14 protein-coding genes are annotated in these 12578 nt (G+C 50.6%); 4 read left to right on the forward strand and 10 right to left on the reverse strand.

All coding sequences use genetic code 11. The features are described 5' to 3' along the window. Window positions 1–447: 447 nt before the first annotated feature. A complete protein-coding gene (locus E4631_RS27160) occupies window positions 448–777 on the reverse strand; it encodes a DUF6678 family protein (RefSeq protein WP_368028009.1) in 330 nt (109 codons plus the stop codon). Between the two features lie 379 nt (window positions 778–1156). On the opposite strand from E4631_RS27160, the gene E4631_RS25100 reads away from it, so the two are divergent. Next, on the forward strand, window positions 1157–1423 hold the full coding sequence (locus E4631_RS25100; RefSeq protein ID WP_133658623.1) for a hypothetical protein: 267 nt from the start codon (window positions 1157–1159) through the stop codon (window positions 1421–1423). Between the two features lie 270 nt (window positions 1424–1693). Here the strand turns inward: E4631_RS25100 and E4631_RS25105 are convergent, their stop codons facing one another. The 6 genes from E4631_RS25105 to E4631_RS25130 form a co-directional block, all read right to left on the reverse strand. Further along, window positions 1694–2269 carry a hypothetical protein gene (locus E4631_RS25105; RefSeq protein ID WP_135318673.1) on the reverse strand — a complete coding sequence of 192 codons (576 nt, stop codon included), beginning with the start codon at window positions 2267–2269 and terminating at the stop codon, window positions 1694–1696. Window positions 2270–2459: 190 nt separating this feature from the next. Further along, entirely contained in the window at window positions 2460–2978 is a 519-nt protein-coding gene (locus E4631_RS25110) for a hypothetical protein (protein WP_133658625.1), read from the reverse strand. Window positions 2979–3706: 728 nt separating this feature from the next. Beyond that, a complete protein-coding gene (locus E4631_RS25115; RefSeq protein WP_133658626.1) occupies window positions 3707–4033 on the reverse strand; it encodes a hypothetical protein in 327 nt (108 codons plus the stop codon). A 220-nt stretch (window positions 4034–4253) separates the two neighbouring features. Next, window positions 4254–4559: a recombinase family protein gene (locus E4631_RS25120; RefSeq protein ID WP_133658627.1), complete on the reverse strand. Its 306-nt coding sequence runs from the start codon at window positions 4557–4559 to the stop codon at window positions 4254–4256. A 567-nt stretch (window positions 4560–5126) separates the two neighbouring features. Beyond that, window positions 5127–5423: a hypothetical protein gene (locus tag E4631_RS25125; RefSeq protein ID WP_167797051.1), complete on the reverse strand. Its 297-nt coding sequence runs from the start codon at window positions 5421–5423 to the stop codon at window positions 5127–5129. 19 nt (window positions 5424–5442) lie between these two features. Next, window positions 5443–6105: an AAA family ATPase gene (locus E4631_RS25130; protein ID WP_133658629.1), complete on the reverse strand. Its 663-nt coding sequence runs from the start codon at window positions 6103–6105 to the stop codon at window positions 5443–5445. A gap of 557 nt (window positions 6106–6662) precedes the next feature. On the opposite strand from E4631_RS25130, the gene E4631_RS25135 reads away from it, so the two are divergent. After that, complete coding sequence (locus E4631_RS25135; protein ID WP_133658630.1) at window positions 6663–7838, forward strand: RepB family plasmid replication initiator protein; 1176 nt, start codon at window positions 6663–6665, stop codon at window positions 7836–7838. A 78-nt stretch (window positions 7839–7916) separates the two neighbouring features. Here E4631_RS25135 and E4631_RS26870 read toward each other — a convergent pair whose 3' ends face one another. Together E4631_RS26870 and E4631_RS25140 are read right to left on the reverse strand one after the other, a co-directional pair. Next, window positions 7917–8042 (reverse strand): hypothetical protein, encoded by a 126-nt coding sequence (locus tag E4631_RS26870; RefSeq protein ID WP_262709817.1) that lies wholly within the window; start codon window positions 8040–8042, stop codon window positions 7917–7919. Window positions 8043–8421: 379 nt separating this feature from the next. Beyond that, on the reverse strand, window positions 8422–8721 hold the full coding sequence (locus E4631_RS25140) for a hypothetical protein (RefSeq protein WP_133658631.1): 300 nt from the start codon (window positions 8719–8721) through the stop codon (window positions 8422–8424). Window positions 8722–9389: 668 nt separating this feature from the next. On the opposite strand from E4631_RS25140, the gene E4631_RS25145 reads away from it, so the two are divergent. Both E4631_RS25145 and E4631_RS25150 read left to right on the forward strand, forming a co-directional pair. Beyond that, window positions 9390–9641 (forward strand): hypothetical protein, encoded by a 252-nt coding sequence (locus E4631_RS25145; RefSeq protein ID WP_205704321.1) that lies wholly within the window; start codon window positions 9390–9392, stop codon window positions 9639–9641. Window positions 9642–9887: 246 nt separating this feature from the next. Further along, a complete protein-coding gene (locus tag E4631_RS25150; protein WP_133658633.1) occupies window positions 9888–11402 on the forward strand; it encodes a VCBS repeat-containing protein in 1515 nt (504 codons plus the stop codon). 391 nt (window positions 11403–11793) lie between these two features. Here the strand turns inward: E4631_RS25150 and E4631_RS25155 are convergent, their stop codons facing one another. After that, window positions 11794–12363: a hypothetical protein gene (locus tag E4631_RS25155; RefSeq protein WP_133658634.1), complete on the reverse strand. Its 570-nt coding sequence runs from the start codon at window positions 12361–12363 to the stop codon at window positions 11794–11796. Window positions 12364–12578: the final 215 nt, after the last annotated feature.

Below are 12578 nucleotides of genomic sequence, written 5' to 3' on the forward strand. Positions count from 1 at the left end.
AAATGTGGCAGCGCGGGGACGTAGTAGCGGCTCGCCACTTAGAAATTAGTTATACCAGCACCGCGCCCTGCACGACGCGTGCCGTCGAGTATTTTCTGATTGAGAGTCACCGCTTGCATACTGCCTTGACCGCCTGTGAAACGCCTGGGCACTGAGGTAGCGTGCGCTTAACAGCAGGCGTGTTGCCCTGTCGGCTGCGGCCGACGCTGAGCTTCGAAGGTGGTATTTTCCCAGTGCCGGCTGCAGCGAGCAATTGAGGATGTTGAGCAAGAGCTTAGTTCAAAAATGAAGCCTGCCGGCCCCGAAAGGTGCACCATGTTGATACCCCCTTTCTCGACTTGCTGAACCCCCACTACGGGCTAGAAACGCACTAGCGATGGACTTTCTGAGCCACTCGTCACGCGAGGTACTTGTTGAGCCCCTTCTTACGGTTGATTTATCGCCCCGTCACTTTACTGATAGAAGTATTCGGATCCGTCCGTCTACCAGCTGCGTTGAGATGCCATGCTCGGCTAGTTGTTGCAGTAGCTCCGGCGTATGATCAATGATTTGAGGCGGTACGCGGCGCCCAATGTGTCGCTGGACAATGGGATCGAGTTCAATCCACTCTACTTCCCGCGTGGGAACGGGGCCGTAGGTAGAGGCTTCGACATAGTTAGGAACGGGAATGAGAAACCATGTTCCCCACTTAGACGGAGTAGCAGCATCCTTGAGCTTCGCCCGTGTATCAATGAGAAACCGGGAGTTTAGTACCTCAATAACCTCTTCTGCTTTCATGGGCTTAAAGAAAGCAATTCAGTAGGTTTTCCAGTCAAACCGCTCGTGCACCCTGCCAAAAAAGGGGAGAATATCGGGGACTGAGAAGTGTTCGAAAAACCTCCTCGCAAAACCGCCCCAAAAACGGTGTTTTTGGGGCGGTTAACGTGGGTGGCAAAGTCATTCGAGAAACGGTAGTGGCTGTTGCCGAACTCACTGGTTCATTCAACAAGACAGGCTATCAGCGTAAAGGGGTAAAAAGTGGCGTTAGCACCCGTTTTCTGAGTTGATTAAGAGACGAGTAACAGCGTTTAAAACTCTAAGCAGACTTCTGCAACAGCCACAGTAGGTTTGTGAAGCCCAGTTCTCCCCCATTCCGTGAGCTCACCAAGATAATTTTATGAGTCTTAATCATCCGAACCTAGCAGTTAGCAATGTTGTGCAGACGCAAGAGCTTTTGGAGAACTACTTTGGCTTGCGGGCTAACATAAGTATGGCGGCGTTGGCTGTGCTTACAGATGGCAACAGGTTTACGCTGACGCTAAGTCACTTCAAGAACGACCATCTGGCGCATTTTCAACTCATACGCTTGGCTGCAAAGCAAAAAAAAATGTTCCATCTGCGAGGAATTAATGGTCAACTCATTTTAGGACAAGACATTTTCTAATTCTGTACTTGGTCCAAATGCAACTTTTGAACCAAAATTTTAACCAAGGCCGACTCAGTAGCCAATCAGCTTCAATGCTAGTGATGAGGCATAAATACGCCGTAAGAGCATCCAGGGATGATAGTTTTACATGCCCCATTGAAGCAATAGAAGGTAGATATAGAAAACGAATCCTAAGACTATAATTTTTTATGTTTCCAGATAAATTTCTACAAAACCGCATAAATCTTATTAATAATGCTATTATGCAGCTGAGTTGGATGTTTTGCGCTATTTGTTTAACAACACCCAAAATTGCTTATAATTTTGGCTATAAATAATAGCTGGGTAACAAAACGGGAAGGCAAATAAAAAGTTATTAAGACCCATAAGTAATGCACACCCTAAGTGAAACATAAATATACAGGATAGATGAAGTATCAAAAGCTCTTGTGTTCCAAAAAAGAAAGTCATGGGAAGGGTAGAAAATAATAAGATCGGCATGTATGACGCCATTTTATCTGCTAATATATATTTATTAAGAAAATAACTAGCCTTCTTAGACCCATGTGATTCAGTACTCAGTATTTTGCTAACAACTCTACCTTTACGCCACTCAGAGCCGAGTAATTTTGCAATTCCAGACGTCGAATAAGCTAACAATAATTGAAAAGAAATGAAAAATAAGGCTGCCTGAAAAGCTCCTTCTTTATCAATAATAATAGCTAGGCATAACACTAAAAGAGTTATCGATTGAAGCTGGTCAGCTCCGTCTCTTCCTGCTTGTTTAGCATATATAATAAATAGATTAAATACTGTTAGCACCAACAAAGGAACCAATAAGGGGAATGAAGAAAAAAAACTCAATACTAACAAGGACGATAGAAAGAGCTGAGCAAAAAATGCAATATACGTCAGGCTAGGTACGTATTTGTCACTAATCAATGATAAGGATTGGTCTCTGAAAAACAGCTTTAGCTTATTCCAATTATAAATTACCTCCAATGAAGACACGGCTGTCCCTAAACAAATCAAGGATATTACAGTGTGAATCGTTTCATGTGCTTGCATGTCTTATTGGATGTTTTCTTGAAACATATAGTAAACTCGTTTCCCGTGTTGGTAGAAACCCTTGAGAAGAAAGAATAACAAATCGAATTTTGGATGTTGTTAACTTATGTTGTTCTTCTATAACCAACTCCAGCAATTTTATGTAATCCCAAGACAAAATTAGCAGTGATTGATTATGACTGTCGACGGCTTTCAAGAGGAAAGATTGAATGCAGTCATAAATACATTTTTGCATAAGTTTGTCCGGATTCCATAAAAATCTATAAAATGATTTGTTACTATATAAATTCACTTCCTCCCAATCACTTTCTGTCTTATCATCAAGGTAGTCCTTAAAGATTATTCTAAAATCGCTTATACCTGGATTGGGGGCAAAAAAGGCCCAGGAAGGTAATAGTCCCATTCGATCTAACTCCGCCAACTTATTTTTAACTCTCCCTTCAATTTGATAGATAATGCTCAATAAAGCATATAAAATCAGAAAGAAGTAGAATAAAAATAACATAGTTTTGGTGGTGGTCTGAGTCCTGGTGAGTCTTATTTTTAGCGATGTTTCAAACAACATTGACCTGCGCGAAATGTGACAGTTCAGTCCTGCGCAAGAATGGGTTGAGCGGCGGCAAAACAAATAACTAACGAACCATGTGCCGCCATCAGGCGGTGCTGAACCCGGCGGCACCGGCGCGGGCTGCCCGTTATGACTAGGTAGAAAAGCTAGTAGTGGAGCGCAACTCGCAACGCAGCCTTGTTCGCGTAATGGGAGTGGCCCGCACGACAGTTGCTAAACGGACAAAAAAAGCGAAAACAGCACCGCCGAGCGAACCGGCCGACCTGGAATTAGACGGGATGTGGACGTTTGTGGGCCGGCGCGAGCGCAAAGCTTGGCTGTGGGGCGGGCGACGCGGCACATCATGACCCGGGTTGCCGGGCCACGGCCCGGCGCTTGTGGCAAGCGCTTCGCGCTCGCAATAGCAGCGCACCACCTACTACACCGACGCCTAGAAAGCCTACGCGAAGGGGGTGCCCCGCGCCGCCCACTGCCCCATTCTCAAAGGCAGTGGCGCGACCCGCATCGTTGAAGCGCTCAATTGTTCGTCGCACCAGCACTGTGGCGCGTTGGTGCGTCGGTCCTGTTCGTTCAGCAAAGGGCTCAGCATGCACCAAGTGCGACTTCAGGTGTGCATTAGTGCCCATCATTTAAGTCTAACCAAAAATTAGACCACCGCCCACGTTTTATCCTTCAAATTTCTTGCGAAAAGCAATAAGGTCATCTAACGTAACCTCTTCCGAAGCAACGTCATCCATGGCCTCTCTAACCTTCCTTTCATCAATAGGAGTACCAGTTTCAGTTTGTGGACCGCCACGCACTATCCTTTTTACCAATTGTTTTACAAGCTCTTTGGCAGCGTCCCGCATTATCATTCTAGTGAAACCCGCTGAGCTGTCTAGTGTCAATGGTTCGCCTTTTTCGATAGCATCTGCAATAACAAAGTCTAGAGTGGCTAACTCCGATTTCGTTAAAGCAGGTTGTGGATTGCTCGGGGATGGTTGATCTTCCATTGTTTACTATCGTTTAGTTAGAGTGGATTTTGTCTTTTTTGACGCGTTTTCAGGCTCTGTACGCCCTTAACTATTGGCGCAGTTGGCTAATGAAGCTCCTGTAGTGAGGCTCCTATATCTAGTGCAAAGGACATTGCATTCCCAACTATTGCGCATCAGTGCCAGCACTGAATTTTAAAACTACCCAAAATAGTATTTGCGCATCATGTTCAAATTAGAGTTAGCCATGCACGCCCTCGGCTACGACTACTTGCGCCCTGTCACTGCATTTCTGATGGCCTAGGGCAACACGCAAACAGGCGGTTTCCTTTTGGGCGACGGCAGCCAGGACGTGCAAGGTAAACTCATCGGGCGCGGGCAGGTCCACCGCTTGAAAACGCACCCGACTATCCATCAACGTAGCCAAGAAGGCCACACTGCGTGCCAGTCGATCCTGCTTGGTCACTAGCAGCACCGCGTTCTCGCGCTGGGCCTGGGCAATCGCCGCCAGCAGCTGCGGCCTCGCACTCTTGTGCTCACTCTCCATCTCAAGTAATCCGCCACCCACACGGCGTCCAAAGGCAGGAAACAGAGCACCGCGGCTTGCTGGGCTTCGATGCCCAAACCAGAGTGCCCCTAGCGGGCGGTGCTTACCCGAAAATAGCAGACATAGCGACTCATGAGGCAAAACTCCCCCCGTTTCGAGCTTTGTCACATTTCTTAAAAGTTGGCCTGAAAAAGTGACAAGCTGCTCACATTGTCTCCAGACTCAAAAAGCCTAACTGCCTGATACTCCTCCCCTGTCCTAGCCAACCAGATCTAAAAGCCGCTATTTGCTATTTCAAGAACTCGGTCCCGAAACTTCTTGGAGATTGGTTTAGCGAACTATGTTTTTTGAACATTGTGATACCTTTTCAATGACGCTCACAAAGGGATCAGTGCCTAAAATTACCATCTTAACCGAGAGTAAAAAATCAGACACAAACATTTATTAATTTCTAAAAAATAAGTACATTATTTATCACTCACTTTATTGATCAACAAAGTTTTATAAGTCATAAATGAGGTCATAAATGATGTTATGAATGACCTCATTTATGACCTCAATTTTGACTTATAAATTGACATCTTTTTTGACGCTTTTTTTGGCAGTACGTTTGGCCTCTTGCTTTAACAGTAAGTCTATGGCTTCGATGATTAATGAATTAACCGAGATAGGTTCATGATTAGGGTCATCTTGGACTAAGCGTTCGGCGCGGCGTGCATCCTTAAGGACTGAAAGTTTGTCAAGCTTACTTCTATATAACCGAAGAGTGAACGCTGTAAGCGCGTTAGCTTTCTCAGGTTTGGCCTGAGCTTTTTCGGTAGGAGTACTGCCGCCGGCCTCAATGAATGCTTCGGCCTTTCGCATTGAGGTTGGCATAGGTGGACTAGGCTTTTTCACGAGTCAATAGTTGGAGATGATTGAATAGGGCATTTACTTCAAATGTGGCTTTGACGTCAGGGGGAGTTAGTTCTAGGACAGAGAGCCCTAATGATAAAGCACGGTCAAAAACGATGCGATTACCAATGACTAGAGGTAAGAAGGTAATGTGAGCCAGATTTCCTAAGTAAGCGGCAGCATTCTGGCCAGCCGCTCCACTTAGACCATAAGTGTCGCTGCGAGAAAGAAAGGAATAAGCCCGTAGTTTTGAATTCACTTCTTGTGCCTGCGCTATTAGATCATCTACCTTTTGGCTGGTCCATAAATCTGCAGCTCTAGGTGGGAAGGGGCTTAGATATATGTCAGCCACCGCTAGTGCTGCTCGCTGACTAGTAGAATCTGTACCTCCTACATCAATAACTACATCATCGTACCCACCTGCTAGTCGAAGCAATTCAACATGTAGCTTGGCGCCACTCAAAGCGATTAGGTCCAGGGGGGCTTTGTCGCTAAAGTCCCGTCGCACCTCGTTGAACGTACTAGCGGTACGTTGGTCATCGCCATCGCAGTAGAGCACTCGCTTTCCCTGCCGCAGCAGAAAAACAGCTAAATTAGTAGCCGTCGTGGTCTTTCCACTACCTCCCTTATATCCTCCAACTACGTGAATCATAAACTTTTAATTTTATATTATGACTTCATGACTGATGTCATAAACGATATCAATCATGAAGCCTAATGTACTAGCAAATGTAGTGGCTGAATTAGTGTCGCACAAGATGTCAATTAAACTTAAGAGCTTACTATAAGTACTAGCTTGGTTGTACAGCCCTTTCAACTATCTCAGCATGAGTAGGGCAAACTTGGTAAAATTCGGCCGCCCCCCTAGTGTGCGAAGCAATCGTTGAACTGAGATAGTACTGAATACCCCTTAGCTATCTCAAAAAAAATAGGAAGTCTCATTCCTTATTTTTTTATTAATACTATTAAATCATTAGAGACGGCGTAACTTCTTGAAAATCAAAAATTAATGAGCACGAAATCGTACTGATTATCCCCTGAGATAGTACTGATTATCCCCTGAGATAGTACCGATTATCCCTTGAGATAGTACTGATTATCCCCTGAGATAGTACCGATTATCCCTTGAGATAGTAAAAATATCTCAGTATTATTCATATCTCAATCCGATTATCTTGACTATCTTGCGGCGTTCCTACTCAGTTACTTATGCCTATCAATCCTTACCCAGGTACCACCTTCGAGAAGACTCGCGGACGATGGAAGGCGCAAGGCCGGTTGAATGGTAAGACAAAAAGCCTAGGCTACTTTGATACGCAAGAAGAAGCCTATGCCGCTGTAGTGAAAGCTAAGCAAGACGCAGGTGAGTCACTTACTGTTTTACCTCAACACATTCCAACGACACCAGCTACAGCTAGTCAGCGTCCGGCAACAGTTGCGCAGAGCAATGTGCTTTTAGAACGACCTTGGGCGATGACATTACTTGAAGCGCGCATTTTTGTGTTGCTTTTACAAGGTCTAACGAGAGAGGAAACTGACAGCAGGCGAATTGTGGTGCCATTAAGTGATTTGGCTAGCCCCACACAGCTAGGTGGAGGAGGGTACAATCAGCTGCATGCAGCTATGAAGGGCCTGGATGCTGTTCGCATTGAGTTGCCTATGCCCAACCGCAAGCAAGATTTGCATCTAGTGCCACTGGTACATTCGCTTAAATTGGATAGCGGGCAGGGGACTTTATCAGGCTATTTCTCTGATGATGTGCTGCCTTATCTCACTAATTTGGTAGATAATTTCACTTTAGGCCAAGTCGGTGATTTGCTTAGTATTAAGAGCACGCTTACTCATCGGTTTTATTGGTTACTTAAATCATGGGAGTTTCGCTCACCGGTTACTGTTCAAGTTGATAAGCTGCGCGAATTGACTACCGGTCTGAACACATATCAGCAGTTCACTGAGTATAGGCGCAGTGTACTGAAGCCTGCAGTAGATGAGCTTAATGGGCTGAATTTTGATATCAGTTATGTTGAACACAAGTTAGGCCGTAGTGTGGATGCGGTAGAGTTTCATATCAAGAGTAATGTAAAGCGAAAGCATAAGCAGCTAACACTCCCGCTGGAAAAAGGCACTGCAGTTGCTTTAGTGTCGGAGCTAACACCCTTGCAGCAGAAGGTGCAAACGCGGCTACAGAAGCTTAAGTTGACGCAGGCCCAAATTAAGAAAGTGCTAGAAGTGGTAATAGGAGAGGAGCAGCTAACGAAGCTGCTTAAGGAGACCTACCCAATCCTCCGAGACTTCGAAACGAAGGCCAAGCCGGGCGAGAATGTAGCGGCAGCGACAATGGTGCTGCTGAAGAGTACATTCCCGGCTATTTGGGCGGCTAACTAACTGCTAATCAATTTGGTATAAAATAGTATTCCACTAACTTAATGACGGTTGTGCCATTATTTACTGGCTAGCTTTTCCTTAGTCGGCGGCTACCCGCCAGTAGATGAGCATGAGCACGCCGCAGAGCGCAATGAAGCCTGTACTAAAGCCTAGCAAAACCAGCAGCCACGCTAGCTTGTAGTTTAGGTAGACGCCTAGGAGCACAGAGGATAGTAGTGCCGCCAAGCACTATCAGCACCACGCTGACCTATTCAACAGGCGCCAAAATGCCACGCCGAAGATCCTCTCCCACGACTTGAGCGGGTTCTTCGTTCGGGTGCAGCAAATCGGGCCACGCTTACGCGCAGCGAGAAGGACCCTCGCCGAGAATCGCGCGCCCGCGCTACTGCACGTGTAAGAAACCACCAGCTAGGCGTCCGGCGGCCAGGGTTGCGAGGCGAGTCTATCACGGAGCTAGGCCTGGTGCCGGACCATGGTAGAAGTGCTCCCCTATGGGCACTCACCACTGAGCGGGCCCGTAGGGGAGCACTTCTACCATGGAAAGCCCGCCGGCGTCAGGCGCCCTTCAGAACACCAGCCCCGGTTAGGTGGGGTCCACGAAGTGGAACAGAGAGCCGAGTTGCAACAGCAGCAAGCAGCGTCGCAGGGGGACATTGACGTTGCGCAGCCAGATACTAGCCCCAGCCCGGTGCAGCAAGAGGAGCTGCGAAACGACGTGGCTGACCCCGAGCGTGCGCTGACAGCGCAGTTGCCCGCAGTCGATGTGGAGCGCCGGCTGGAACAGCGGTGCGTGGCGCAGTTGCGCACACATCTGCTGAACAGCTGCGGTTTGGTCCAGGTCCAGGGTAGCGATAGGCGAGAGTAAGTGGGGCTGGGAGTGCATAACGGGGAGGAATAGGAGGCTAGCAGGCAGCAACCAAAAAGCCGACGGGGATACTGGCGATTGGCGCACCTCTCACTACAAAATTACCAGCCATAGATTATGCTTTTACCCGCTAAAACCCTTATTTCGAACGTGATAAATACCCCCCTTTATTCTACGTATTTATCCAGACTACAGGAGCTGAGAGCTGCGGTTGGTTGACTTTTGACGCAGTCCACCGCCTTGACGCAGTGCGTGGACTAGTTCCCCACGGCATGGTCCGCAGCTACGCCTCTCGTCAATAGGTCGCCAACTTATCATGACGATCATTATAAACCCAACCTTGGAATATGTGCCAGTTTTGGGCCGACTCACCGCCGGGGGTGGGGTAGTACTATTTCCGGGCAGCCGCGTCCCAGCTTAGCGGCGGCCTAGCAGACTGCACCCGTCTTTGCCACTGCTAAGCGGGGCAATGGGCTAGGCCCGGACCGACCCCAACGACTAGGAGACTACTAAGTGCCCCTGCCCTCCCCCCGAAGCGGGCACTTAGCAGCTATAACCTATTTTTGCATTTATCCTTCAAATACCTCCTAATAAGAGCAAAAAACAAATATTTTATATAATTTTACCGTCCTCCTATGCTGTTCTCAAACGTTAGCTCCTCTTTCCTCCTACGACGGACCCGTACCTTGCCTGGCCCGACCGCTTTTTACCGGTTGGTCTGCGGGCTCCTAATCGGGCTGTTTAGCATTACTGCCACCTACGGGCAGAGCGTAGCCGCCGGCAGCAGCCACACGGTGGCCGTGCACACCGATGGCTCCCTCTGGGCCTGGGGCTTGAATACCTATGGCCAGCTCGGCGATGGCTCTACCACCAACCGCACGCCCCCCGTGCAGATTGGCTCCGCCACTACCTGGGGTGTTGTTGACCAAATAGGGTAAAACCTCCGACTCTCCAGACACAATTACGCCTGAAGAGTCGGAAGTTTTACCCTATTGGAGAGCATCAAAAAGTCTGGGCAGTAGGGTAAATGGCTCGCAATAGACGCTCCGCCAGCAGTGGTCAATAGCTTGGTATCCGCTACTGCCCCACCCTTTTTGATGCTCTCCACCCGATAAGCAAGTGCATAAGTAATCTCATTTATTTTCCTAATCATTCAAAAATCAATACGTTACTTCTTTTAATTCATGACAAATTTCTTCCTCCTACTCTACCCTGGATGGGCCAAACATACCCAGGCTGGCCTGCTGGCGGGGCTGGGACTGCTACTGGGTACGGCTGGCACGACGCAGGCCCAGACGGCCGCCACTTTCGGCGCCGTTACCATCGTCAGCAGCGGAGCTGGCAGCACTCCCTACGCCATCGTGGTGGCCGACGTGAATGGGGACGGCATACCCGACTTACTCACGGCTAACCAAGTCAGCAGTACGGCCGGGGTGCTACTGGGCACGGGCACGGGCAGCTTTGGGGCGGCCACCACCTTCAGCACGGGGGCTGGCAGCTACCCCCGCAGTATTGCGGTGGCTGACGTGAACGGCGATGGCAAGCCTGACCTGCTGACGGCTAACCCCGTTAGCAACACGGCCGGGGTGCTGCTGGGTACGGGCACGGGCAGCTTTGGGGCGGCCACCACTTTCAGCAATGGGGCTGGCAGCTATCCCGTTAGCATTGCAGTGGCTGACGTGAACGGCGATGGCAAGCCCGACCTACTTATGGCTAACCAGAGCAACAGTACGGCCGGGGTGCTGCTGGGCACGGGCACGGGCAGCTTTGGGGCGGCCACCATCTTCAGCACGGGGGCTGACAGCTATCCCAACGGCATCGCGGTGGCCGACGTGAACGGCGATGGCAAGCCTGACCTGCTGACGGCTAACTCCAGCAGCAGCACGGCCGGGGTACTGCTAGGCACAGGTACGGGCAACTTTGGCGCCGTCACCACCTTCAGCACGGGGGCTGGCAGCACTCCCGTTAGCATTACGGTGGCCGACGGGAATGGGGACGGCATACCCGACTTATTCACGGCTAACCAAGGCAGCAACACGGCCGGGGTGCTGCTGGGCACGGGTACGGGCAGCTTTGGGGCGGCCACCACCTTCAGCACGGGGGCTGGCAGCTATCCTCGCAGTATTGCGGTGGCCGACGTGAACGGCGATGGTAAGCCTGACCTACTCACGGCTAACTATGGCAGCAGTACGGCCGGGGTGCTGCTGGGCACGGGCACGGGCAGCTTTGGGGCGGCCACCACCTTCAGCACGGGGGCTGACAGCTATCCTCGCAGTATTGCGGTGGCTGACGTGAACGGCGATAGCAAGCCTGACCTGCTGACGGCCAACAACGGCAGTAGCACAGCTGGGGTGCTACTGAATACAACTAGTATCATGGGTGCGCCCCTGCCTACCCAGCCCGTAGCCGCTACCACAGCCCCGCTCGTGACCCTCTATCCCAACCCAGCCAACGGGCCAGATGTATCGCTGGCTGCCACCGGGCTGCCTACTGCGGCTCGCTACCTGGAAGCCACGCTGCTCAACCCGTTGGGCCAGGTGGTGAGGCACCTCACCCTACCTGCTACGCAAGGTGCGGCGCGGGGCGCCCTGCCCACCACCGGGCTGGCGGCCGGGATATATGTCGTGCGTCTCACTCCCCGCACTGCCCAGGGCCAGGTGCTGCAAGCATCGTCTGCCCAGCGCCTGAGCGTGCGCTAAGCGGGCTCTTCTTCCTAATGGATTCTGTTGGCGAATTAGTGTAGAGGTAAAAGGAGAGCATCAAAAAGTGTGGGGCAGTTAGATAAGTGACTATCGGTAGAAGTTCTGTCAGCAGTAGTCAAGAGTTTGGTGACTGCGACTGCCCCACACTTTCTGATGCTCTCCAAATAGCCGGCTGAGGCGCTTGTCACATTTTTTAAACGAACGTTGTGAGGTGTGACAAGAGAAGTACGCGGAGAATAGGGAGCATATTCTCCTAGTCTAGCTTGCTCTTGGCAGCAGGTCCCCATGCGGCAAGGGGTTGGCATACCTGTTACCCTAAGGAGCGTTCCGTGAACAACCAGCCAGCCAGCTGCTCCTTCCAGCGCTTCCCCTGTGCCTGAACCCGGACTTAGCCCCACAGCTGATGGCTAGCTCGCCAAAGGCCATAGCCCGCACTGCCCCAGAGAATAACGCCTGCGCCCAACGCAACGTCGGCCTGCCACTGGGACGAAGGCAGCAGCAGCAAGCAGCCGGCGACCCACAGCAAGAAAGCGCCCCCCGTCCAGTAATGGCTGGCATAGCGAAACAGCCGTGCCAGCGGAAACAGATGCACGCCTACTAGCACGGCCATCACGGGCGTGAAATACACCGCGAGTCCCAGGCGGGGTAAGAGCCAACTGGCCAGGAATATCCCTCCCCACTGGCCCGCGTTCACTAGCCCAAAAACTTGCCATTGCCGCCGCGCCTGAACCGCGTCCGCGGGCCTAGCCGCAGGCGCGGGTAGGCGCTTGGCTTGCCGAAGCACCCAACTGGCTAGCAACACGAGCAGCAGCAGCCCAGCACCCACTACTAGTGCCGTAGCGCGGGTAAGCTGGTGCGTGGCCGCTAACCCTAAACTCAGCCACGCGCTCCCGAAGAAGGCGAAAACCAACGCGCTGAGGGCACTACCAACCAGTGGATAAGCAGTAGAGGGGGGCATCCCGCAAAGGTAGAAGGTAGGCTAGGTAGCCCGTGCCACTTCGCAGGTGGACGAATCGGTTACTTAAGGACCGTATCGGCCCGTAACACCTGCTTTTGGGCGAGAAAGACATTTTGTAAACGACCGTTTAAGTAATGTCTTTTTGCTTAATTTCGCCTGAAACTACCCCTTTTTACCCCCGTGCCCGCCTACTTCGCCTACTACCGCGTCTCTAC

It is taken from the genome of Hymenobacter sp. UV11, from assembly GCF_004684095.1.
GTDB lineage: Bacteria > Bacteroidota > Bacteroidia > Cytophagales > Hymenobacteraceae > Hymenobacter.